We start from the raw sequence: 24115 nt of genomic DNA, 5'->3' as shown, positions 1-24115 counted from the left end.
GGTGAACGGCAAGCACAACGCTCTATGGAAGCGCTCCCACCATCATTGCCCGGCGGCCCCGGTTTTTATACCCGGCCGGTCACTGCGGCAGATTGGTGAGCACCACGTCGAGCACCCGGATCGCGTCCGGCTTGGACAGCGGATTGTTGCCGTTGCCGCACTTGGGTGACTGCACGCAGGACGGGCAGCCGGTCTCGCAGCCGCACTCGGCGATCGCGTCGCGGGTGGCCCGGAGCCAGGACGCGGCCATGCCGTACGCCCGCTCCGCGAAGCCCGCACCCCCCGAATGGCCGTCGTAGACGAAGACGGTCGGGGCGTCGGTGTCCGGATGCACCGCCGTGGATAGCCCGCCGATGTCCCACCGGTCACAGGTGGCGATCAGCGGCAGCAGCCCGATGGCGGCATGTTCGGCCGCGTGCAGCGCTCCCGGCACGTCGGCCGGCGGCACCCCCGCGTCGATCAGCGACCCGGGGGAGAGGGTGAACCAGACCGCGACGGTACGCAGCTCGCGCGCCGGCAGGTCCAACGGGCGGGTGTCGATCACTTCGCCGGTGGCGATCCGTCGCCGCTGGTAGGAGACCACCTGACTGGTCACGTCCACCTCGCCGAGGAAGAGCCCGACCGGTCCGGCGTCCACGTAGGAACGCACCGAGACCACCGACAGTGACGTGACGTCGCGGGCGTGCGTGGACCAGTCCGGCTCCTCCGGGTGCACCAGCGCGCACCCGTCGTCGAGGTCGAGCGAGTCGACCACGTACGACGTGCCCTGGTGCAGGTAGACCGCGCCGGGGTGCAGCAGGAAGTGCGCCGAGCCGCCGTCGACCGTACCGAGCAGCCGGCCGGTCGCCGCCTCCACCACGCAGACCGGAGCGCCACCGTCGCCGCGCAGATCCACCTCGGGCCGTTCCCGATGCCGCCAGTACCAGCCGGTCGGCCGTTGGCGCAGCGCGCCCGCCTCGACCAGCGCCGCCACGGCCTCCTTGGTGCCGTCGCCGAAAAGCTCCAGGTCGGCCGCGGTCAACGGGGCCTCCGCCGCCGCGCAGGCCAGCTGCGGACCGAGCACGTACGCGTTGGCCGGGTCGAGCACGGTCGCCTCCACCGGTGCCCCGAAGACCGCCTCCGGATGGTGCACCAGGTAGGTGTCCAGCGGGTCGTCCCGGGCCACCAGCACCGCGAGGGCCTCCTGGCCGGAGCGCCCGGCCCGGCCCGCCTGCTGCCACAGCGACGCCCGGGTGCCCGGATAACCGCAGATCACGACCGCGTCCAGCCCGATCAGGTCGACTCCCAGCTCCAAGGCGTTGGTCGAGGCCAGCCCGAGCAGCTCGCCGTGCAGCAGCGCCCGCTCCAACTCGCGACGCTCCTCGCGCAGGTAGCCGGCCCGGTACGCGGCCACCCGGTCACCGAGCCCGGGCACCGCCTCGTCGAGGCTGCGCCGGGCGCTGGTCGCCACCACCTCGGCGCCCCGGCGGGAGCGGACGAAGGCCAGCGTGCGTACCCCGGCGGCGACGGTGTCGGCGAGCAGGTCGGCGGTTTCCCGCAGCGCCGACCGGCGTACCTGGGTCAGCTCGGGCCCGGGCTCGCCGGACCCGGCGGTCGACGGGTCCGGCGGGAGCAGCGGCGGCTCCCAGAGGGCGAAGGTGACCCCGGCGCGCGGTGAGGTGTCCTCGGTGACGGCGGTCACTCGGAGGCCGGTCAGCCGGTCGGCCGCCGAGGCCGGATCGCCCGACGTCGCCGACGCCAGGACGAACGTCGGTCCGTCGGCGCGTCCGTACCGGGCGCACTGCCGGCGCAGCCGGCGCAGTACGTGGGCGACGTGTGAGCCGAACACGCCCCGGTAGACGTGGCACTCGTCGATCACCACGTACGCCAGCCGGCGCAGGAAGCCGGACCACTGGGCGTGGCCGGGCAGGATGCCGTGGTGCAGCATGTCGGGGTTGGTCAGCACGAACCGGGAGTGCCGCCGGATCCACTCCCGCTCGGCTCGCGGGGTGTCGCCGTCGTAGCAGGCCGGGCGGACGCCGTCGATCTCCAACGCGGCGACGGCGCGCAACTGGTCGGCGGCCAGCGCCTTGGTCGGTGCCAGATAGAGCACGGTGGCGCGCGGGTCGGCGAGCAGCGTGGCCAGCGCCGGCAGCTGGTACGCCAGGGACTTGCCGGACGCGGTGCCGGTGGCCACCACGACGTGTCGGCGGTCGTACGCCAGGCCGGCCGCTTCGGCCTGGTGCCGCCACGGCGTGGTCACCCCGCGCCGGGCGTACGCCGCGCGCAGCTCCTCCGGCGCCCAGGACGGCCACGGTGCCGGTACCCCGATCCGGGGCGGCACCCGCTCGACGTGGGTGACCGGATCGGCGGGATGACGCTGGCGTAACCGGCGCAGCAACTCCCCGGGCGACGCGAGCGGTGGGCCGGCCGTAACGGCGTCGGTCGGGCGCTCGGGGCCGCTGCCGGCGGATACGGTGGCTGCCGAGGTCACGTCCTGCACTCTCGCACTGGTGTTCGGGTGTTGGGAAATCGGCGTGCCGGGTACGGATGGGCTGCCCCGGTGAGTCGTCGGCCCGACTCCGGGGTAGTGGTTAGATGCCAAGAGAGTTTACGGCTGCCTGAGGAGGACGGATGGAGCTGTCGCTGGCGACCCGCACCGTGGGTGAGCACACGGTGCTCGAGGTCGGCGGTGAGGTGGACGTCTACACCGCCCCCCGGCTGCGCGAACGGCTCCTGGAACTGATCGACGCCGGGGCCCGGCACGTGGTGGTCGACCTGGGTCGGGTGGACTTCCTCGACTCCACCGGGCTGGGTGTGCTGGTCGGCGCGCTCAAGCGGCTGCGTACCGCGGACGGCACCTTCGCCCTGGTCTGCGACAAGGAGCCGCTGCTCAAGATCTTCCGGATCACCGCGCTGGACCAGGTGTTCCCGTTGTACCCGACGGTCGAAGCGGCGACCGGCGCCGGTCAGTGATGGCCACCGTCCGGCTCTCCTTCTCGCCCGCGCCGGTGCACGTGCGTACCGCCCGCCTGGTCGGCGTCGCGGTGGCCCGGCGCGCTGGCGTTCGCGAGGATCTGCTCGACGAGGTCCGCCTGGCCATCGGCGAGGCGTGCACCCGGGCGGTCGCCCTGCACCGCCAGTACGGCCTCGCCGAGCCGGTGCTGGTGGAGATGTCCGACTCGGGGACGTACGCGGTGCGGGTGGTGGACCGGGCACCGATCGAGGCGAGCATCGGTCTTGCCGCCCTCGACGCCGACCAGTTGGCCAACGAGTCGCTCAACGAGGACGACCTGACCACCGGAGTGGGCTTCGCCCTGCTCGCCGGATTCGTCGAGGATCTTCAGGTCCGCCCCGTCGACGAGGGTGTCGGCACCGAGGTACGGATGGTCTGGCCGGTCAACCGCTGACCTCGCGCGGACCCGCCGACCGGATCACCATGGACCGGTCCCTATATCAGATTTCGGTTCATAACACAGCGACGGAGATCATCCAGACCCGCCGCCACCTCGGTGTGACCTCGAACACTGGGGGCGGCTAGAGTACGCGGGTTGTCAGCAAGTGATCCACCCGGCAGCCAGCACAGATGGGCGTGGAGTCGCTGGTTCGCCGGGTGGATCGGCGCGCGCTTGCGAATTCGCATCCAGGCGCCGGACGGTGCGTCTCCACCGGCCGGCGCGTTGTTCGGCACAGGAGGACACAGATGTCCGACACCTTGGCCGCCGAGGGCGGCGGGATCTCCCTCACCGGAGCCAATGTCACGTACGTCGTCATCGCCGCGGTGATCGCGCTGGTCGCGCTCGCCTTCGCCGCCGCGTTGACGAAAACGGTGCTGGCCGCCGGCAAGGGCACCACCAACATGCAGGAGATCTCCGGGGCCGTGCAGGAGGGCGCCTCGGCCTACCTGCTCCGGCAGTTCCGGACCCTGGCGATCTTCGTGGTGATCGCCGTGGTTCTGCTGTTCCTGCTACCGGTGCACAACACCGACGGCAGCGAAGTCGCGGTGAAGATCGGTCGCTCGCTCTTCTTCGTGGTCGGTGCCCTGTTCAGCGCCTTCATCGGCGGCGCGGGCATGTGGCTGGCGACCCGGGCCAACCTGCGGGTGGCCGCCGCCGCCCGGGAGCGTGAAGGTGGCCGGGAGTCGGCCATGAAGATCGCCTTCCGGACCGGTGGCGTGGTCGGCTTCCTCACCGTAGGTCTCGGTCTCTTCGGTGCCGCGCTCGTTGTCCTGATCTTCCGGGGTGACGCGCCGACGGTGCTGGAGGGCTTCGGCTTCGGCGCCGCACTGCTGGCCATGTTCATGCGGGTCGGTGGCGGCATCTTCACCAAGGCCGCCGACGTCGGCGCCGACCTGGTCGGCAAGGTCGAGCAGGGCATCCCCGAGGACGACCCGCGCAACGCCGCCACCATCGCCGACAACGTGGGCGACAACGTCGGCGACTGCGCCGGCATGGCCGCCGACCTGTTCGAGTCGTACGCGGTCACCCTGGTCGCCGCGCTGATCCTGGGCCGGGCCGCGTTCGGCACCGACGGCCTGGTGCTGCCGCTGATCATCTCCACGATCGGGGTGCTGGTCGCCATCATCGGCGTCTTCATCACCCGGCTGCGCGCCTCCGACCGCAACGGCCTGACCGCGATCAACCGGGCCTTCTACCTCTCCGCGCTGATCTCGGCGGTGCTGGTCGCGGTGGCCACCTTCGCCTACCTCCAGCCGACGTGGGCGGCGCAACTCGGTGACGACTGGCGGACCACCCTCGGTGTGAACGGCGGCGACCCGCTCTTCGGCCCGCGCGGCGTGGTCATCGGCGCGGTGATCATCGGTATCGTGCTGGCCGCCGCCATCCAGGCGTTGACCGGCTACTTCACCGAGACCAACAAGCGTCCGGTGCAGGACATCGGCAAGAGTTCGCAGACCGGTCCGGCCACCGTCATCCTCGCCGGCATCAGCGTCGGCCTGGAGTCGGCGGTCTACTCGGCGCTGCTCATCGCCGGTGGTGTCTTCGGCGCCTTCCTGCTGGGCGGCGGGTCCATCACCCTTTCGCTGTTCGCCGTGGCGCTGGCCGGTACCGGCCTGCTCACCACCGTCGGCGTGATCGTCGCGATGGACACCTTCGGCCCGATCTCCGACAACGCCCAGGGTGTGGCCGAGATGTCCGGCGACATCGACGAGCACGGCGCTCGTACGCTCACCGAGCTGGACGCGGTCGGCAACACCACCAAGGCGATCACCAAGGGCATCGCGATCGCCACGGCGGTGCTGGCCGCGACCGCGCTGTTCGGCTCCTACACCGACACGCTGCGCACCGCGTACGCCGACGCGGGGGTGACCGACGTCGGTGCCGAGATCCTCAACGCGTTGAACGTGTCGAACCCGCAGAACCTGGTCGGCCTGATCATCGGCGCGGCGGTGGTGTTCCTCTTCTCCGGTCTGGCCATCAACGCGGTCTCCCGTTCGGCGGGTGCCGTGGTGATGGAGGTCCGCCGACAGTTCCGCGAGCTGCCCGGCATCATGGACCGCACCCAGCGTCCGGAGTACGGCAAGGTCGTCGACATCTGCACCCGCGACGCGCAGCGCGAGCTGCTCACCCCGGGCCTGCTGGCCATCCTGGCGCCGATCGCGGTCGGCTTCGGCCTCGGGCCCGGTGCGCTGGCGTCGTACCTGGCCGGTGCGATCGGTGCCGGCACGCTGATGGCGGTCTTCCTGGCCAACTCCGGCGGTGCCTGGGACAACGCGAAGAAGATGGTCGAGGACGGCGCGTACGGCGGCAAGGGCTCCGAGGCGCATGCCGCGACCGTCATCGGCGACACCGTCGGTGACCCGTTCAAGGACACCGCCGGCCCGGCGATCAACCCGCTGATCAAGGTGATGAACCTGGTGGCGCTGCTGATCGCGCCGGCCGTGGTGGCGTGGAGCGTGGGCGACGACCGTAACGTCGGCCTGCGGGTCACCATCGCGCTCGTGGCGACGTTGATCGTCGTCGCGGCGGTGGTGTTCAGCAAGCGCAAGAGCATCGCGATGGGCGACGACGCCGACAGCGGTTCCGGCAGCGCGGACCCGCGTCCGGAGGAAATCAAGGCCTGACGCGTCGGGCACACCGGTCCCCGGTCGGCAACGTCTGCCGGCCGGGGACCGGTCGCCTCCACGGACCCCGGTACCGATGACCGGTGCCGACCGGGAGGAGAAGCCGTACGCTGCAACGCATGCGTACGTGCCGGGCGGCAGCCGCCGGAAAGTTCACGGTGGTCCTGGCCACGCTGATGCTGGTGGCCGCCTGCGGCTCCAGCGGCCCCAGTCCGCGCGCCTGGGCCGCCTCGGTCTGTTCGGCGCTGACCCCCTGGCGGGCCGAGATCAGCAAGTTGACCAACAGCACCGACCAGCAGATGACCGCGCAGACCACCCCGGCGCAGGCCAAGGAGAACCTGGTCCGGCTCTTCGGCGGCGCCGAGCAGGCCAGCGAGACCGCCCGGCGCAAGGTGGAGCAGGCCGGCGTGCCCGAGGTGGAGCACGGTGCGGAGGTCTCCGCCGGCTTCCGCGCCTCGCTCGCGTCGATGCGGGACGCCTACGGCCGGGCCCGGACCACCATCGACGGCCTGGGCACCGGCGAGGCCAGCGCCTTCTACGACGGTGTCCGCGACGCGGTGGAGACCCTCCAGCAGGAGTACGACGCCAGCGCGCTGGACACCAGCCGGCTCGACTCCGAGGAGTTGAAGCGCGCCTTCGACGAGGTACCCGAATGCCGTTGAGCGGTTCCGGCGAGACACCGGCGGCGCAACCGCTGCCGGTGTCCTTCCCGCCGCCCGCCGAGCCACCACCGACGCGCCGTCGCGGGCCGACCGGCCGCCGGCCCGCCCTGGTCGACGCGCCGGCCGACGACGGCTCTCCGGACGACCCGTCACCGGTGCCGGCCGACGCGACCGGCCGCGACCGGCAACTGGTCTTCTTCGGCGCGGAGACCGGTGAGCCCGCCGTGGCCGATCTCGCCGGGCTGCTCGCCGGACCGGGCGAGGTGCACCGGATGGGCGGCACGGCCCGGTTGTCGGTGGTGGTGGCGGCCGCCTGGCGGGTGCACGTGCTCGTCGCCGAGCTGGCCCAGCGGGGTGTCCGCAGCAGCTGGGCGCCCACCGAGGACCAGCGCTACGCGGTGCGGACCGCGTACACCCGGACGATCGTCCCGCTCGCGGCGGCCTGGCTGCACGGCCCGACGCAGCATCCGCCGCCCGGGTTCCAGCTCGACGGCCGGCGGCTGCGCCTCTGGCTCGCCGCCGCCGGGGTGGCCGATCCGCCCGACTTCCTGCTCCATCTCGGCGGTGACGATCCGGTCCGGTGGGCTGCCGTCGGTGCCGCCCTGGCCACCGCCGGGCTGACCGGTGAGCTGGTCACGAGCGGACCCGGTGGTCCCGCGTACCGGATCGCGGGCCGCCACCGGACCCGACGGCTGGCCGAACTGGTCGGTGAGCGCCCGTCCGCGAGCCCGCCCACGGCCTGGCCGAGTCGGGTCTGACGGTCGGCGTGGCTGTCCGATCCGAGACAGCCGGGTGTCGGGGAACACAGGGAGAATCGGCCGGGTTTGACCTCAACCGAGGGGCTGCCATGGTCACAGCGGCCCGCTCGACACCCTACCCAGGGTGTACGGTGACGCCGTCTGGCGTGACCACGGATCGTCCGGGGCGGATTGCCGCCCGCGAAACCCGAAACACGGACGGCGCGTTACGTTGGACATCCGGACCGCCGGGTACCGGTGGGACGAGTGCGCCCCGAGCCGGCCAGGCGCGGCCATTGAGTGGGAATGAGGTCGAAACAGACGTGCCGAGCAACGCTGGAACCACCCGTCTGGTCATCGTCGAGTCTCCGGCGAAGGCCAAGACGATCTCGGGCTACCTGGGCCCGGGGTACGTCGTGGAGGCCAGCTTCGGGCACGTCCGTGATCTGCCCCGCAACGCCGCCGACGTGCCCGCCCGCTACAAGGGTGAGCCGTGGGCCCGGCTCGGCGTCGATGTCGACAACGGCTTCCACGCCCTCTACGTCGTCTCCGCCGACCGCAAGCAGCAGATCAGCAAGCTGACCAAGCTGGCCAAGGAGGTTGACGAGATCTTCCTGGCCACGGACGAGGACCGCGAGGGCGAGGCGATCGCCTGGCACCTGGTGGAGACCCTCAAGCCCAAGGTGCCGGTCCGGCGGATGGTCTTCCACGAGATCACCAAGCCGGCGATCCAGGCGGCGGTGGCCAACCCCCGGGAGATCGACCGGGATCTGGTCGACGCCCAGGAGGCCCGGCGCATCCTCGACCGGCTCTACGGCTACGAGGTCTCCCCGGTGCTGTGGAAGAAGGTCATGCCGAAGCTCTCGGCGGGCCGGGTGCAGTCCGTGGCCACCCGTATCGTGGTCGAGCGGGAACGGCAGCGGATGGCCTTCCGCACCGCCGAGTACTGGGACATCCTGGCCACCCTCGCCGTGACCAACCCGGGCGAGGGGCCGCGCAGCTTCAACGCCACCCTGGTCGCGTTGAACGGCGACCGGATCGCCACCGGCAAGGACTTCGAGCCGACCACCGGCCGGGTCCGGCCCGGCGCCGGTGTGGTCCACCTCGACGAGGGTGGGGCCCGGGGGCTCGCCGCCCGCCTGGCGGATCGACCGTTCACCGTCACCCGGGTCGAGGAGAAGCCGTACCGCCGCCGCCCGTACGCCCCCTTCATCACCTCGACCCTCCAGCAGGAGGCGGCCCGGAAGCTGCGGTTCTCGTCGCAGCAGACGATGCGCACCGCGCAGCGGCTCTACGAGAACGGCTACATCACCTACATGCGTACCGACTCGGTGAACCTGTCGGAGACCGCCATCGCCGCGGCCCGCCGGCAGATCGTCGAGCTGTACGGCGAGCGCAGTGTGCCGCCGGAGCCGCGTCGTTACACCGGCAAGGTGAAGAACGCGCAGGAGGCGCACGAGGCGATCCGCCCGGCGGGAGACAACTTCCGGACCCCGGGCGACGTGGCCAAGGAGTTGTCGGCCGAGGAGTTCAAGCTCTACGAGCTGATCTGGCGGCGCACCATCGCCTCGCAGATGACCGACGCGGTCGGCTCCAGCGTCTCGGTGCGGATCCGGGCGACCACCTCCGGCGGCGAGGAGGCCGACTTCGGCGCCACCGGCAAGACCATCACCGACCCGGGCTTCCTGCGGGCGTACGTCGAGTCCAGTGACGACGAGAACGCCGAGGCCGAGGACGCCGAGCGGCGGCTGCCGAACCTGGTCAAGGACCAGCCGCTGACCGCCGACGAACTGGCCGCGCAGGGCCACCACACCCAGCCGCCGGCCCGCTACACCGAGGCGTCGCTGGTCAAGGCGCTGGAGGAGCTGGGCATCGGCCGCCCGTCCACGTACGCGTCGATCATGCAGACGATCCAGGACCGGGGGTACGTCGTCAAGCGCGGCCAGGCGATGATCCCGTCCTTCCTGGCCTTCGCGGTGATCGGGCTGATGGAACGGCACTATCCGCGGCTGATCGACTACGACTTCACCGCCAGCATGGAGAACGAGCTGGACGAGATCGCCGGTGGCGACCACGCCGCCGTCGACTTCCTCACCGCCTTCTATTTCGGCAGCAGCAACGGCACCGGCGACCAGGCCATCGCGCACGCGGGCGGGCTGAAGAAGCTGGTCACCGAGAACCTCAGCGAGATCGACGCGCGCAGCGTCAACTCGATCCCGCTGTTCACCGACGACGACGGGCGTGAGGTGGTGGTGCGGGTCGGCCGGTACGGGCCGTACCTGCAACGTCGGGTGCCTGGCGAGGAGCAGGCACCCGCCGCGGAGGGCGAGGAGGGCACCAGCCCGGGCGACCGGGCGCCGATCCCGGAGGGGCTGGCGCCGGACGAGCTGACCCCGGAGAAGGTGCACGAGCTGTTCCTCGGCGGGGGGGGCGAACGCAAGCTGGGCGACGACCCGGCGACCGGGGAGCCGATCCTGCTCAAGTCCGGTCGGTTCGGCCCGTACGTGGCCAGCGGCGAGCGCAAGTCGTCGCTGCTGCGCTCGCAGTCGCCCGACTCGCTCACCTTCGATGAGGCGCTCAAGCTGCTCAGCCTGCCCCGGCTGGTCGGGGTCGGCCCGGACGGCGCGGAGGTGTTCGCCAACAACGGCCGCTACGGCCCGTACGTCAAGCGTGGTGACGAGTTCCGCTCGCTGGACTCGGAAGACAAGATGTTCACCGTCACGCTGGACGAGGCCCTGGCGTTGCTGGCCGCACCGAAGACCCGCCAGCGCCGGGCCGCCGCCCCGCCATTGCGGGAGATGGGCAACGACCCGCTGACCGAGAAGCCCCTGGTCATCAAGGACGGCCGGTTCGGTCCGTACGTGACCGACGGGGAGACCAACGCCTCGCTGCGACGCGGCCAGACCCCCGAGGCGTTGAGCCTGGAGGAGGCCTCCGAGATGCTCGCCGAGAAGCGGGCGAAGGGTCCGGCCCCGAAGAAGAAGGCCGCCGCGAAGAAGGCCCCGGCCAAGAAGACGACGGCGAAGAAGGCCACCAAGGCGACGGCGTCCAAGGCGACCGCCACCAAGGCGACGAAGGCCACCAAGGCAACCGCCAAGAAAACCCCCGCCGCCAAGTCCACCCCGGCGAAAGCCCGCACCACCGACTGACCGCGCCGAATCTTGGTCCGAAACCGCCCCTGGAGGGGCGCTGGCGGACCAAGATCTGCGTCGTCAGGGGTGCCAACCCGCCGCTCTCAGGGCGGTGCGGAGTTGGGTGATGACCTGGGTGGGTGCGTGGCGGATGGCCCAGGCCGGGAAGCGGAGCACCCGGTCGCCGCGCTGCCACAGGTCGTTCTGCCGGCGCATGTCCGCCCATGCGGTGGCCGGATGGAGATGCTGGCCGCCGTCGATCTCCACGAGCACTCCCCACTCCTCGAACAGCGCGTCCAGGTAGCGGCGCCGGCCAGCGGCATCCCGCCGGACCGCCTGCCGGGTCGGCTCGGGCAATCTGGCGCGCCGGACGAGGGCGAGGAACTCCAACTCCGGCAGGGAGTGAGCGCCACCGGCCGCGTCGACGGCCGTCCGCCGGATCAGGCTGCGCCGCCGGGCGCGGGGAAGGCGATCGAGTACGCGCTGGACATCGTCGCCGCCGACGAGGCGCTGCTGGAATCCGGCCGCGATGATGGCACACGCCTCATGGTCATCTGACGCCCATTGCGCGGCGTCCACGATCGACCGAGCCGGCATCGTCCGACGTGGTTGCCCGACGTGGAGAACGTCCTCGTCGGCCAGAATGGTGGTGCGATGCACCTGGACACCGGGTGGCATCGCACGCGGCCGGTGTCCGGCCGGTATGAGCAGGTGCACGAATCCGTCGTCATGTCTGCGCAGGCCCCATGCCCGGGCGGCGCTCGACCCACCGAGCATCGCCGCCGGACCGGCGGACAGAACGGCGATCCACGGAAGTTGTGTAGGTGTCAAAGGACCGTTGTGCGTTACGTAAACGGCTCGATGCACCTGCCGCCAACGACCGGACGTGACCCGGTGCCGGATCGCCTTCGGCGACAGGTGCTGGCGGGCCTGATCGAGGCTGAGCACCTGCTCCTGGTGGAACAGCAACCAGGTCAGCTCATCCGCGTCGTCCCTTGGCGGGACCGACCCCCATCCTCGCCGGGATGTCGAACCCGGATTACGCTCCCAAGCGTTTCGCCAGCCAGCCCTCAAATCCCGTCCACGCCGGCGTTGGTGTGCCCGCTGGACCGCTCGCTCGTTTCGTCGCTGCCCCGGTCCCACCCCGCGCCCCGCTGATCCGCCTTGAACGGATGGCCCCTCCACTGGTCCTGCACCCCGACTCCCCATGCCACCACCCTGCCGGGCACCTTCTCAACGCGCTGCCCCTGTGGATAGCCGGCGGATCTTGGTGCGGAAGTGCCCCCAGAGGGGCGGATTCGGACCAAGATTCGCGGTGGGCTAGCCGAGGAGGGTGGCCAGATAGGGGGTGGTGAGGGTGTGGTGGGGGTCGAGGCGGGCGCGGATGCGTTGGAAGTCGGTCCAGCGGGGGTAGGCGGGGGCGAGCGAGGCGGCGTCGCGCCAGTGCAGCTTGCCCCAGTGCGGCCGGCCTCCCAGCTCGGTGGCCACCGCCTCGTAGGCCCGGAAGTACGGCTCGTACGGCATGCCGACGTACTGGTGCAGGGCGAGGTACACCGAATCCCGGCCGTAGGCGTGCGACAACCAGATGTCGTCCCCCGCGGCGAAGCGAACCTCGACCGGGAAGAGCACCTTGAACGGCAACCCGTCGATGATGCGACGCACCGCCGCCAGCGCGTCGGGTAGTGCCGCGCGCGGCAGCGCGTACTCCATCTCCAGGAAGCGGACCCGGCGGGGACTACAGAAGACCGCGTCGGAGCGACCGGTGTAGCGGCGCTCACCGAGCGCGCGTGCGGAGATCGCGCTGATGCCGGGTGCCAGGCCCGGCAGCGCCCGGCCGAGCCGGCATACTCCGGCGAAGACGGTGTTGGCCAGGAAGTCGTCGTCCAGCCAACCGCGCCAGCGGGACAGCGGGCGGTCGTCGAGCGGTACCCGGTCGTTCGTCTTGAGGTGCACCCGGTCGGTGTACGGGAACCAGAAGAACTCCAGGTGGTCATGGGCGGCGACCAGGTCGGGCACCCGCGCCAGCACGGCGTCCAGCGTCGCCGGACGTTCGTGGGCCAGCAGGACGAAGGCGTCCACACAGCGCAGCGTGACCTCGACGAGTACGCCGAGCGCGCCGAGCGAGACGCGGGCGGCGTCGAAAACCTCCGGATGCTCCTCGGCGGAGCAACGCAGCACCTCGCCGGCGCCGGTGACCAGGGTCAGCGCCTCGACGAAGGTGGCCAGGCCGCCGTAGGCCGCACCGGTGCCGTGGGTGCCGGTGGAGATGGCCCCGGCCACGGTCTGCGCGTCGATGTCGCCGAGGTTGGGCAGGGCCAGTCGGTGCGCGGCGAGTAGGGCGTTCACCTCCCGCAGGGTCATCGCGGCCGGTACGGTGACGAGGCGTCGATCGACGTCCACGCGTACGTCGATGGCGAGTCGGGTCAGGTCCATCCGTTGCCCGTCGCTGACCGCGACCGGGGTGAAGGAGTGGCCGCTGCCGACCGGGCGGATCCGCTCGCCGGCTTCGGCGGCACGTCGGACCTGCTCGGCGACCTCGTCGACCGAGGACGGCCGCAGTACGGCGGTGGCCGCGCCGCGTTGGTTACCCGCCCAGTTCGACCAGGCGGCGGTCTCGGTGGCGGTGCTCTCGACCATCGGCCCGCTCCTAAAGATGAATATGAACCGAATTCATATCAGGAACGTTGTCCCTGGTAAACACCGCAATCGAGGTCCGCTCGTTGTACCGGTAGTCACGGACTCGTGACGTGCAGATATGTTCATCCGTCGAGAGGGGGTGGCGAGTGTCCACTTCAGCCGCCACGACCGGGCCACTGCGTCGAGTACCAGTGCAGGGTCGTAGTGTCGCGCGGGTCCAGCGGATGTTGGACGCCTGCGCCGAACTCGTTGACGAGGTGGGGTACGAGGGACTGACCACCACCCTGCTCGCCGAGCGGGCCGAGGTGGCGATCGGGTCGGTCTACCAGTTCTTTCCGGACAAGCGGGCGATCGTGCAGGCGCTGACGCTGCGCACGATGGAGTCCTACCTCCAGCGGCTCGATGAACGCTTCGCCTCGGACGACCTGACCCACTGGTGGGACGGGGTCGACGCGGGGATCGATGAATACATCACGATGCACCGCACCGTTCCCGGGTTCCGTACCCTGCACTTCGGCGACGTGGTCGACCTGCATCTGCTCGATGAGCAGCGGGACAACAACGGGGTGATCGCCGACCAACTGGCTCGGGTGCTCACCGAGCGGTTCGGGCTGGCCGACGTGCCGGACCTGCGCTTCCATCTGGAGATCGCGGTGGAGGCGGCCGACGCCCTGATCAAGCTGGCGTTCCGGCGGAAGCCGGACGGGGACGACCGGGTGCTCACCGAGGCGAAGGCGCTGATCCGGGAATACCTGCACCGGCAGGTGGACGCTCGGGGTGACGCCGGCCGCCGGCCGGTGGTGCAGCCGGCGAAGCCGGCCGACGACCAGATCGTCGCCGAGGCGGAACCCGCACAGCCGGCGGCCCAACCCGCCTGACGCCGACCTCACCCCACCGCCGACGCGGCCAGCCGGCGCGCCGGTCAGAGGAAAGCTCGACCCTCGCCCCGGTAGGTCGGCACGGTGGCCACCACCTGGTCGCCGTCCACCAGGTGCAGCTCGTTCACCCGTTCGCACAACTCCCCCGACTTGGCGTGCCGGAACCAGACCCGGTCGCCGATGCGCAGATGGGCGGCGGGTGCGCCGGTCAGCGGGGTCTGCACCTCGCCGGCGCCTTCGGCACCGAGCAGGCTGAGCCCGGCCGGCAACCACGGACGGGGAAGTCGGGCGGGGTCGGCGGACCCGGAGGCGATCCAGCCACCGCCCAGCACGGTGGCCAGGTCGGGCGTCGGGCGCCGGACCACCCCGCAGGCGAAGAAGGCCGCCGGGGTGGGCCGCCAGGCGCGGTAGGCGTCGAACAGCGTCGGCCCGTACAGGCCCGATCCCGCGGTGATCTCGGTCACCGCGGGATCAGCCCGGGTGGCGGCCACGCTGCCGGTGCCACCGCCGTTGACGAACTCCAGGTCGGCGTGCTCGCGTACGGCGGCCACCGCCGCGCTGCGGCGGACCAGCAACTCCCGGTACGAACCGCGCTGGGCCAGCCGGATCGCGGTGCCGAGCGCCGCCCGCCCGGGCGGTGCGTCGCCCAGGCCGGCGATCTGTGCCTCGTACGACATCAGCCCGACCAGCCGGAAGCCCGGTCGGCGGGCGACGGTGGCGGCCAGTCGACCGGCCGCCCGGGCGCTGTGCACCGGTGAGCGACGGACACCGACGTGCAACCGCCCGTTCAACAGCCGCCACGAGGCGTCCAGGTCCAGGCAGATCCGTAGCTCGGCGCGGCGGCCGGACGGTGACACCGCGTCGCAGAAGTCCAGCTGGTCCGGGTCGTCGACCATCAGCGTGATCGCGGCGGCGAGCACCGGATCGGCGCCGAGTTCGGCGAGCGCCCCCCGGTCGACGGTGGGGTACGCCACCAGCACGTCGGTGCTGATCCCGCTGCGGACCAGCCAGATCGCCTCGGGCAGGGTGAACGCCATCACCGAGTGCCAGCCCGGTCGGGCCAGCGTGCGGGCGATCAACTCGCGGCTGCGTACCGACTTGCTGGCGACCCGCAACGGCTTGCCGCCGGCCAGGTCGACGAGGGCGGCGGCATTGGCGTCGAAGGCGCCGAGGTCGACCACCGCGTACGGCGGGTCGAGGTGCGCGGTCGCCCGGTCCAGGCGGTTGCGCAGATTCTCGCTGTCGGTGGCCACGTGTGCACGCTAACTGTGAAACGGTTAATGCGAAATACCCTCGTGTCCGGGTTGCCTGGGTCGGGCTGGCCGCGGCGGCCTAGGCTCGGCGAGCAGGCGGTGCAGGACGGGAGGACGTCCCTACCGGGTCTAGAGTGTTCCACCGGGGGTGCCCAGCGATGGGCCGGCACGTGGAGGTACGGCCATCGAAAGCGAGTTCAACGGCGAGTCGTCCGGCGTGTCGCCGGCGGACCAGCCCGCCGGCACAGCCGACCAGCCCGCCGACGCCGCCGGACGCGACGCCGCCGGCCAGTCCGGTGCCACCAACCAGTCGGGCAAGGCGGGGACGCAGGGTTCGTCGGGAGGCCCCGCCGGGCAACCCGACCTGACCGGGTACGGAGCGATCCGCTCGGTGCTGCGCATCCGACCGTTCCGCCGGCTCTGGATCGTGCTCGGCGCGGCCTCCTTCGGTGACTGGCTCGGCCTGCTCGCCACCAGTGTCTTCGCCGCCGCCCAGGTGGAGGGAAGCACCGCCAAGGGCGCGGCCTTCGGTGGCGTGATCGCCATCCGGCTGTTGCCCGCGCTGCTGCTCGGCCCGGTCGCCGGAGTGCTCGCCGACCGGTTCGACAGGCGCTGGACGATGGTCATCTGCGACCTGCTGCGGTTCGTGCTCTTCGCCTCCATCCCGCTCTACGCGCTGACCGGCGCCAGCGGCGCGCGGGTGGTCAGTTGGGCGGCGATCGCCACCTTCCTGATCGAGACGGTCACCCTGCTCTGGATCCCGGCCAAGGAGGCCGCGGTACCGAACCTCATCCCCCGGGCCCGGCTGGAGACGGCCAACCAGCTCACCCTGATCACCACGTACGGACTGACCCCGGTCTTCGCCGCGATCGTGCTCTCCGCGCTCGACGGCATCATCCGGGGCGCCACCGGCGGCGAGATGCCGGGCTGGGCCCAGCCGGCCCAACTCGCGCTCTGGTTCAACGCGTTCTCCCGGCTCGCCACCGCCCTCGTGGTGGCCTTCGGTATCAAGGAGATCAGTCAGGGGCAGACCGACGAAGGGGAGCGCACCGAGCAGAGCATGATGCGCCAGTTCGCCGAGGGCTGGCGGTTCATCGGGCAGACCCCACTGGTGCGCGGGCTGGTTCTCGGCATCCTCGGCGCCTTCGCCGGCGGCGGCATCGTCATCGGCACCGCCCGGTTCTTCGCCGACTCGCTCGGTGCCGGTGACGCCGCGTTCTACCTGCTGTTCGGCGCGATCTTCATCGGCCTGGCGATCGGCATCGGGCTCGGGCCGATGATCGTGCGGGAGATGTCCCGGCGTCGCTGGTTCGGCATGAGCATCGTGCTGGCCAGCGCCTCGGTGATGACCCTGGCCTTCGCCATCCACCTGTCCATGGCGCTCGTCGGCGCGGTCTTCGTCGGGGCCGGCGCCGGGATGGCCTTCCTCTCCGGCACCACCCTGCTCGGCGGTGAGGTCGCCGACGAGGTACGCGGCCGGGTCTTCGCCGTGGTGCAGATCGGTACCCGGCTCGTGCTGATCCTGGCGATCGCGCTCGGCAGCCTGCTGGCCGGTGTCGGTGGCTCCCGCACGCTGACCATCGCCGACCTCGGCATCTCCGTCTCCTCCACCCGCCTGCTGCTGCTCGCCGCCGGTGCGGCCGGCATCTTCGCCGGGATCAGTGCCTTCGGGCAGATGGACGACAAGAAGGGCGTGCCGGTCCTGGCCGACCTGTGGGGGTCGATCCGCGGCCGTCCGCTGATGCCGGCCGAGCCGTTCGTCTCGGCCGGACTCTTCGTGGTCTTCGAGGGCGGCGAGGGCGCCGGCAAGTCGACCCAGCTCGGCAAGCTGGCCGAGTTGCTCCGTGGCCAGGGACGGGACGTGGTGGTCACCCGGGAGCCGGGCGCCACCGGCGTCGGTACCCGGATCAGATCGCTGGTGCTGGACACCACACCCGACGAGGCACCCTCACCGCGTGCCGAGGCGTTGCTCTACGCCGCCGACCGGGCGCATCATGTGGCCACCGTGGTCCGGCCCGCGCTGACCCGGGGCGCGGTGGTGATCAGCGACCGGTACGTCGACTCGTCCCTGGCCTACCAGGGAGCCGGCCGGACGTTGCCGGTCGACGAGGTGTCCTGGCTCTCCTCCTGGGCCACCGGTGGGCTCAAGCCCGATCTGGTGGTGCTGCTCGACGTCGATCCGCGCACCGGGCTGTCCCGGGTCGCCGCGCGTGCGGAGAGCGCCGACCGCCTGGAGGCCGAGTCGATCGCCTTCCACGACCGGGTCCGCTACGCCTTCCTCGATCTCGCCGCCGCCGACCCGAAGCGTTACCTGGTGCTCGACGGCGCCCGCTCGGCCGAGGACATCGCCGAGCGGGTCGCCCGCCGGGTGGAGGAGCTGCTCGGCAACGCCGACGGGATCGAGCACCCGGGCCCGGCGCACGGTCCGGACACCTCGGTGCAGCCCGAGTTATCCCCGTCGGAGCTGGTGACGACGGAGCGGACCTGATGCCGGACGCCTTCGCCGACCTGGTGGGGCAGGACGAGGCGGTGCAGACGCTGCGGCGGGCCGCCGCGGCTGCCGCCGCCGTGCTGCGCGCCACCGGCGAACCCGAGGCGGCCGTCGGCGCTGATCCGGGCGGGGGGATGACCCATGCCTGGATCTTCACCGGTCCGCCCGGCTCGGGCCGGTCGGTCGCGGCGCGGGCCTTCGCCGCCGCGCTGCAGTGTGTGCACGGCACCGGCTGTGGCGAGTGCCCCGGCTGCCACACCACCCTCGCCGGCACCCACGCCGACGTCCGGCTGGTGGTGCCCGAGGGGCTCTCCATCGGGGTGAACGAGATGCGGGCGCTGGTGCTCCGGGCGGCCAGCACCCCGTCCGGTGGGCGCTGGCAGGTCGTCATCATCGAAGACGCCGACCGGTTGACCGAGGCGGCCGGCAACGCACTGTTGAAGGCGGTGGAGGAACCCCCGCCGCGTACGGTGTTCCTGCTCTGCGCGCCGTCCACCCACCCGGACGACATCTCGGTGACCATCCGGTCGCGGTGCCGGGTGGTGCCGCTACGGCAGCCGGCGGCCGAGGCGGTGGCCGAGGTGCTGGTCCGCCGGGACGGAATCGCTCCCGACGTGGCGCGCTGGACGGCCGCCGCCACGCAGGGCCATGTGGGGCGGGCCCGGCGGCTGGCCCGTGATCCGCAGGCCCGGGCCCGGCGGGAGGCGGTGCTCGCGGTGCCGCGTCGGCTCACCGGAGTGGGTGCCGCCTTCGACGCGGCGTCCGCGCTGATCGAGGCCGCCGAAGCTGAGGCCGAGGCGTCGGTCGCGGAGACCGACGCCGCGGAGCGCGCGGCGCTGGAGACGGCGCTCGGTGCCGGCGGTACCGGCCGGGGTGCGGCCGGTGCCGCCCGGGGAGCCGCCGGTCAACTGAAGGACCTGGAACGACGCCAGAAGTCACGGGCGACCCGGGCCCAGCGGGACGCGCTGGACCGGGCCCTGGTGGACCTCGCCGCCTTCTACCGGGACGCGTTGACCATGGCACTGGGCGCACCGGTTACGCCGGTGCACTCCGACACCGCCGAACTGGCCGAGGCCGGTGCCCGTAGCTGGCAGGCGGAGGGGGCACTGCGGCGGCTGGAGGCGGTGCTCACCTGTCGCGCCGCGATCGAGGCCAACGTCAAGCCCCGGATCGCTGTCGAGGCGATGATGCTCGCCCTCTGGAAGGGCTGACCGCCGCCAGGCTGGCAACACCTCGGCGAACGGCTGGACCGGCCGGCCCGTGGCTGGACCGTTGTCCACAACCATCGACAGGCGCAATTCGCGTGCGGTACGGTCCGGTGTGCCGCGGTGACGGTGGCGGCACGCACAGTGATGAAACCGGGAGGAGTCCGGCGATGCCGCGGGGTGAGATCGACGAGGCGTGGATAGAGGAGGCGGTCCGGCGTTACCGCCGCATCGAGTCTCTCCAGGCCGAGTTCGACCAGGCCGTGGCGACGGTCGAGGTCACCGTCCGCTCACCGGACGGTCTGGTCGAGGTGGTGGTCACCGCCGGCGGCCGGATCACCGACGTACGGTTCCTCGGCCCCCTGCACAACCGGGCGCCGCGGGACGTGGCCGACTCGGTACGAGCCGCCGTCACCGCCGCCGCGGACGCCGCGGAGTGGGCGAGGGAGAAGCTGCACAACGAGACCTTCACCGCCTACCGACCGCTTGCGGGGGCCTGAGATGGACAGCCTTCGCACCCTGGCCGGTCGCCTCGACGAGGCGAGCGCCACGCTCACCGCGCTCTCCCGGTCGGTCACCGCAGGGGATCCGGCGCAGGTGGCGTTCGGTGCCGACGCACCCGGCCGGCCGGGTGAGGTCGGGCGGGCGTTGCATCGGCAGTGGGTGGCCGCCACCGGCGATCGGGCCCGGGAGGCGCACAACGCCGCCATCCAGCTGGCGTCCGTGGCCGCCGCACTGCGCGAGGCCGCCGACCGCTACTCCGACACCGACTCCGCCATCGGCCGTCGGCTCGCCGGTGAGGCGTGATGGACTTCCTCGACCGGCTCGCCGAGCCTGGCCTCGATCTGCTGGAGCGGGTCGACACGCTGCTCGCGACCGGCGCTCCCGAGGGGCACCGGGTGTGGCCGTTGCTACGCCGGATGCAGGTGCTGCCCGGCGACGCGCTGCGCGGCTTCCTCGACCTGCGGCCGGGGCCGCTGGCCACCGCCGGGCACGCCGTGCGTCGGCACGTGCACGGTTACGACCCCGCCTGCGCCGCGCTGACCGACCCGGTGCTCTGGTCCGGTTCGGCCGCCACGGCGTACGGCCAGTCGCGGGCGACGTTGCTGCGGCACCTGGACGAGGGGCCCGAGAGCCTGGTCGGGCGGCTGGAAGCCACCGCCGGCTACGCCGACGCGCTCGCCGACTGGGTGGAAGGCAGCCGGCTCGCCGCCGCTCGGGCACTGGCCGAGGCGATCGGCTCGGCCGAGGCGGTTGCCGTCGTCGCCGCCACGTCGGCCGGCCGGGCGACGGCGCAGACCGGCAGGTCCGCAGTGGGTGCGGTCGCCGCCGCCGAGATCGGTGCCCGGGTGCTGGCGGTGCTCTGCGTGGCGTACGACGGTGTCGAGACGTTGTTGCGGCAGTGGTCACCGAGCCTGGCCGAGTCTCCGTGGCGTCCGGGGGGCGCGCGGTTCCGACCGGACACCGGTGGTGGCCCACCGGGCGGCCGGACGACCCGGGTCGGCTGGTGACGTCCCTCGGCGTTGTCTCCGGTGCCGGCACCCGCGCCCGCACAGGGCACACGGCGCCGCTCGCGGGCCTCTCGAAGGTGGCCCGTCAGCGGCGCCGTGACCTTCCCTGCACCCCCCGCAGGTCTGCTCTCCACTCAACGCGTTCGGCCCGGTCTTGTCCCGCCCGTGACGCAGGTTTCAGCCGTCCGGGCAGCATCGTCGTACCGGTGGCCGGGCGGGGCATCGGTCGAGTCGACAATCGTGGATGGCGGCGCGGCGTGACATCGGCTGGCGGTTCGGGGGCACGCCGCCGCCGATCGCCCCGGCGCGCTTCCGCCAACCCGACGTAGGGTGAGGCCATGGGCATGCTCTGTGCGGTCAGCTTCCAGCGTTACGGGCGCCTCTACTACCTGGACCCGGGCGAGCTGAGACCGCAGGTGGGCGACAAGGTGCTGGTGCCCACCGACGACGGCCCCGAGGTGGCGGAGTGCGTGTGGGCGGCGCAGTGGGTCACCGACGACACGGCGGGTTTCCCACGGCTGGCCGGGCTCGCCCAGGAGGACGACCTGCGCCGCGACGAGGAACTGCGGCGGCGCAAGGCCGAGGCGAAGGTAGCGGCCAAGCGGCTGATCCGCGAGCACGGCCTGCCGATGAAGGTGGTGGCGGTCGACCATGTGCTCGGCAACGGCGATGGCGGCGGAGAACGCAGCACGATCTACTTCACCGCCCCGCACCGGGTGGACTTCCGCTCCCTGGTCCGCGATCTCGGCGCGACCCTGCACTGCCGGGTGGAGCTGCGCCAGCTCTCGGCCCGCGATTCGGCCCGGGTACAGGGTGGCATCGGCTCCTGCGGGCGGGATCTGTGCTGCGCCACGTTCCTCAACGACTTCGAGCCGGTCACCATCCGGATGGCCAAGGACCAGGATCTCCCGCTCAACCCGCTGCGCATCTCGGGTGCCTGCGGTCGGCTGATGTGCTGCCTCAAGTACGAACATCCCCTGTACGCGAAGTTCGCCGAATCCGCCCCGGCGATCGGCGCCCGGGTCACCACGCCCGAGGGTGAGGGCCGCGTGGTCGGCCACAGCGTCCCGCGAGACGCGGTCACCGTTCGCCTCGACGCCGACGGCTCCCGCTCCCGCTGCTCCCGCGCCGACGTCTGCGGCCCCCGCCGCGCCCACGACACCCGCTGACCCCCACCCCCACCCCCACCGGTCCGGCGTTGATCATGAGGTTAGCGGCAGTTTCAGAGATCAACATCGCCGTCAACCTCATGATCAACAGGGCAGGTGGGGTGGTCAGGTGAGGGTGATGGGGGGTTCGGCCAGGCGGGGGGACAGCGGGGTGGTGGGAGTTAGCCAGGAGGAGTCGGGGGAGTGGTCGGGGTTGATTCGCCAGTTCCGGGCTACCCGGTCGACGGCTATCGGGTAGAGGGTTAGGGTGCCGTCGGGATCGATGCGCATCCTGACGAAGCCCTTGGCGTCCTCGATGCCCTGCCCGGCGAACAGCTCGTTGACGTTCACCCCGAAGGCGCTCGCGAGCAGCAGGTACGCGGCCACCAACTGGCTGGCCACCAGCCCGATCACCGGCAGGTAGACCACTGCCGCCGCCACCGCGGGCAGCGGCCAGGACCAGTCGTGGAACGGCAACGCGAGCCAGGCCCAGGTGCCGGCGGCGGCCAGCCCGACGTGCGCCAGCCCATGCCCGACGCCGAGGATCCAGTGCCGGGCGTGGCGCTTGCCGCTGGAACTGGGCGGTTTCGCGAACATCGCCGCCGCAAGCACCGTGACCAGCACCATCATCACCAGCGGCACACTGAACAGCCGCTGTTCTGAGGCCTCGGACCGGAAATCGGCCACTCCGGCCATGGAGAGCATCAGCAGGGTCTGCAGCACGCCCAGCAGCGTCGAGAAGCCCGGGTTGCGGCGCGGCAGCCGGGCGAAGATTCCCCAGCCGTACCGGCGGGAGCGGGCGGCGTCGGGGTAGCGGCCCGCCAACTCGTACGTCCGGGACGGGCTGGACCGGCGGGCCAGGGTGTCGGGCGGTGGCACCTGGATGTGCTCGGGCAGCTTGTGCGTCGGGTACAGGTAGGCGCCGCCGCTGCCGGAGGTGACCAGCTGCCGCCCGTCCGGCCCGGTGTACCGCGCGTAGTGGTGCAGGTCGCCGGAGATGAGCAGCCGGACCTGGGCACCGGTGGGCGCGACGATGGTGCGGATGAAGTAGTCGATCGAGTCGTACGCGGTGGGTCGGTCGACGGCCTTGACCCAGGCCGGAGCCGGCACCGCCAGGATCACCCGGCTCTGCGGTCCGAGCCGCTTCGCCACCGCGTCGAAGTAGGTGAGCTGCGGGTCGTCGACGTACGAGCCGGACTGGTCGTCGAGACCGAGCAGCCACCAGTCGGCCGGCAGTTCGACGGCGAAGTACGACCGGGACTGGCCGGTACACCAGCCACCGAAGTGCCGGTCCCGGGTACGGACGAACAGCCGCAGGAACGCGGTCAGCCCGTCGTACCAGTCGTGGTTGCCGGGCACCGCGAAGATCGTCGGCTGCTCGGCCGGGGTGGCCGGCAGCGCCGCCTGGTACGGACCCTTGCACCGGTCCTCGTACGCCGCGTACTCCGCCGACGGGTAGACCTGGTCACCCCCCATCACCAGGGTCTGTGCCCGGGGCAGCCGGTGCCCGTCCACCGTGATCTCCCGCTGGGCGAGCAGGTAGGCCACCGAATAGGTGGCGTCGAACCCGTCACCCAGGTCGGCCACGTAGTCCAGCCAGAGCCCACCGTCCGGCCCCACCTGCCGGGAGATCTCCGCGTCCAGCGCCTTCTGGAGTTCCCGCTTGTCCAGGTACGCACCGAACAGCATCGCCAGCAGCGTCCGCAGCCCGGTGCTGATCAGCAGGAACGGCGCGAGCCACGGCACCGGCTTGCGGGGCGTGAAGCCCAACTCCAGTGGATCCGTGCTGCGGGGTCGCCGGGCCTGTCGACCGCCGGCGGCCTCCCCGGCGTACGACCCTGGCGGCGGCGTCCGGTCGCGGGACGGCGGCCCGACGTCGCCCGGTTCGTCGCGAGAGGTGTGATCGTCGGTCATTCGCCGCAGCGTAGTGCGACCCGAGTGACCCGACGACCCCGGAAACGCCCCGGGCGTCCGGTTCGCTCGACCCGGCGGCCAATCCCGCTCGGCCCCGCAGCGGCGCGTGCCGTACACTTGACCACCGTTGCCGCCTTAGCTCAGTCGGCAGAGCGACGCACTCGTAATGCGTAGGTCGACGGTTCGATTCCGTCAGGCGGCTCGGTACAGAAGCCCAGGTCAACGGCCTGGGCTTCTGCCCGTTTCGAGGTCGATCAGGCCGCCGCCGGTGGTGGTGCCGGTCCGCGGGCAGTCCACACCCCGAGCCGTGACGCCTCATCCAGCCGATTGGCGGCCGTGTCCAGGTCGTCGTCGAACAGCCCGGCGTACCCGTCCAGCGTCATCGACGCCGAGGCGGGCTCAAGCATCCGCTGTTCCGGCTCCGAGGCGCTGCCGGAACCGTGGAGGCGTTCGTTCTCCGCCATGCAACCCCGTTCGTCCGCGAATC

General features: G+C 71.9%; 19 protein-coding genes and 1 tRNA gene. 14 read left to right on the top strand and 6 right to left on the bottom strand.

The genetic code is table 11. From position 1 onward, the window contains the following. Positions 1–79 precede the first annotated feature (79 nt). Positions 80–2380, bottom strand: coding sequence for a DEAD/DEAH box helicase (locus O7605_RS17840; protein ID WP_443083990.1), 2301 nt, complete (start codon positions 2378–2380; stop codon positions 80–82). A gap of 233 nt (positions 2381–2613) precedes the next feature. On the opposite strand from O7605_RS17840, the gene O7605_RS17835 reads away from it, so the two are divergent. The 6 genes from O7605_RS17835 to topA all read left to right on the top strand — a co-directional run bounded on the left by O7605_RS17835 (position 2614) and on the right by topA (position 10609). Then, positions 2614–2955 carry an STAS domain-containing protein gene (locus O7605_RS17835; RefSeq protein WP_099847876.1) on the top strand — a complete coding sequence of 114 codons (342 nt, stop codon included), beginning with the start codon at positions 2614–2616 and terminating at the stop codon, positions 2953–2955. After that, a complete protein-coding gene (locus tag O7605_RS17830; RefSeq protein ID WP_164446460.1) occupies positions 2955–3389 on the top strand; it encodes an ATP-binding protein in 435 nt (144 codons plus the stop codon). Before O7605_RS17835 ends, O7605_RS17830 begins: the two co-directional genes overlap by 1 nt. 293 nt (positions 3390–3682) lie before the next feature. Beyond that, complete coding sequence (locus O7605_RS17825; RefSeq protein WP_164446459.1) at positions 3683–6061, top strand: sodium-translocating pyrophosphatase; 2379 nt, start codon at positions 3683–3685, stop codon at positions 6059–6061. A gap of 119 nt (positions 6062–6180) precedes the next feature. Beyond that, the gene (locus O7605_RS17820; RefSeq protein ID WP_269740228.1) at positions 6181–6723 is read left to right on the top strand and encodes a hypothetical protein; all 543 of its coding nucleotides are present in this window, start codon (positions 6181–6183) and stop codon (positions 6721–6723) included. Then, a complete protein-coding gene (locus tag O7605_RS17815) occupies positions 6714–7481 on the top strand; it encodes a hypothetical protein (protein WP_269740227.1) in 768 nt (255 codons plus the stop codon). The genes O7605_RS17820 and O7605_RS17815 overlap by 10 nt, the downstream gene beginning before the upstream one ends. Before the next feature lie 302 nt (positions 7482–7783). Further along, positions 7784–10609, top strand: coding sequence for a type I DNA topoisomerase (gene topA / locus O7605_RS17810; protein ID WP_269740226.1), 2826 nt, complete (start codon positions 7784–7786; stop codon positions 10607–10609). 63 nt (positions 10610–10672) lie between these two features. On the opposite strand, the gene O7605_RS17805 is transcribed toward topA, so the two are convergent. Both O7605_RS17805 and O7605_RS17800 read right to left on the bottom strand, forming a co-directional pair. After that, on the bottom strand, positions 10673–11251 hold the full coding sequence (locus O7605_RS17805) for a DUF559 domain-containing protein (RefSeq protein ID WP_269740225.1): 579 nt from the start codon (positions 11249–11251) through the stop codon (positions 10673–10675). 660 nt (positions 11252–11911) lie between these two features. Beyond that, positions 11912–13228: a D-arabinono-1,4-lactone oxidase gene (locus tag O7605_RS17800; protein WP_269740224.1), complete on the bottom strand. Its 1317-nt coding sequence runs from the start codon at positions 13226–13228 to the stop codon at positions 11912–11914. 224 nt (positions 13229–13452) lie between these two features. On the opposite strand from O7605_RS17800, the gene O7605_RS17795 reads away from it, so the two are divergent. Next, positions 13453–14106 (top strand): TetR family transcriptional regulator, encoded by a 654-nt coding sequence (locus O7605_RS17795; RefSeq protein ID WP_164446778.1) that lies wholly within the window; start codon positions 13453–13455, stop codon positions 14104–14106. Between the two features lie 44 nt (positions 14107–14150). On the opposite strand, the gene O7605_RS17790 is transcribed toward O7605_RS17795, so the two are convergent. Beyond that, entirely contained in the window at positions 14151–15359 is a 1209-nt protein-coding gene (locus tag O7605_RS17790; protein WP_269740223.1) for an amino acid deaminase/aldolase, read from the bottom strand. Between the two features lie 148 nt (positions 15360–15507). Here O7605_RS17790 and tmk point away from each other — a divergent pair, with 148 nt between their 5' ends. From tmk to O7605_RS17760, 6 genes are all read left to right on the top strand, one after another. Further along, positions 15508–17847, top strand: a complete 2340-nt coding sequence (gene tmk / locus O7605_RS17785) for a dTMP kinase (RefSeq protein ID WP_443083939.1) — start codon at positions 15508–15510, stop codon at positions 17845–17847. Next, on the top strand, positions 17847–19061 hold the full coding sequence (locus O7605_RS17780; protein ID WP_269740222.1) for a DNA polymerase III subunit delta': 1215 nt from the start codon (positions 17847–17849) through the stop codon (positions 19059–19061). The genes tmk and O7605_RS17780 overlap by 1 nt, the downstream gene beginning before the upstream one ends. A gap of 164 nt (positions 19062–19225) precedes the next feature. Beyond that, positions 19226–19555 (top strand): YbaB/EbfC family nucleoid-associated protein, encoded by a 330-nt coding sequence (locus O7605_RS17775; RefSeq protein ID WP_269740221.1) that lies wholly within the window; start codon positions 19226–19228, stop codon positions 19553–19555. Between the two features lies 1 nt (position 19556). Continuing rightward, the gene (locus tag O7605_RS17770) at positions 19557–19862 is read left to right on the top strand and encodes a hypothetical protein (RefSeq protein ID WP_269740220.1); all 306 of its coding nucleotides are present in this window, start codon (positions 19557–19559) and stop codon (positions 19860–19862) included. Then, positions 19862–20566: a hypothetical protein gene (locus O7605_RS17765; RefSeq protein ID WP_269740219.1), complete on the top strand. Its 705-nt coding sequence runs from the start codon at positions 19862–19864 to the stop codon at positions 20564–20566. The genes O7605_RS17770 and O7605_RS17765 overlap by 1 nt, the downstream gene beginning before the upstream one ends. A gap of 338 nt (positions 20567–20904) precedes the next feature. After that, on the top strand, positions 20905–21735 hold the full coding sequence (locus O7605_RS17760; RefSeq protein WP_269740218.1) for a PSP1 domain-containing protein: 831 nt from the start codon (positions 20905–20907) through the stop codon (positions 21733–21735). A gap of 105 nt (positions 21736–21840) precedes the next feature. Here the strand turns inward: O7605_RS17760 and O7605_RS17755 are convergent, their stop codons facing one another. After that, entirely contained in the window at positions 21841–23628 is a 1788-nt protein-coding gene (locus tag O7605_RS17755; RefSeq protein WP_269740217.1) for a metallophosphoesterase family protein, read from the bottom strand. A gap of 129 nt (positions 23629–23757) precedes the next feature. Between O7605_RS17755 and O7605_RS17750 the strand changes: the two genes are divergently transcribed. Then, positions 23758–23830, top strand: a tRNA-Thr gene (locus tag O7605_RS17750). A gap of 52 nt (positions 23831–23882) precedes the next feature. Here O7605_RS17750 and O7605_RS17745 read toward each other — a convergent pair. Continuing rightward, on the bottom strand, positions 23883–24092 hold the full coding sequence (locus O7605_RS17745) for a hypothetical protein (protein ID WP_269740216.1): 210 nt from the start codon (positions 24090–24092) through the stop codon (positions 23883–23885). Positions 24093–24115: the final 23 nt, after the last annotated feature.

This window comes from Verrucosispora sp. WMMA2121 (assembly GCF_027460185.1).
In the GTDB taxonomy this organism is placed as follows: Bacteria; Actinomycetota; Actinomycetes; order Mycobacteriales; family Micromonosporaceae; genus Micromonospora; species Micromonospora palythoicola.
Note: the sequence above shows the minus strand (reverse complement) of the source record. Positions and strands in the feature narration are given on the sequence as shown.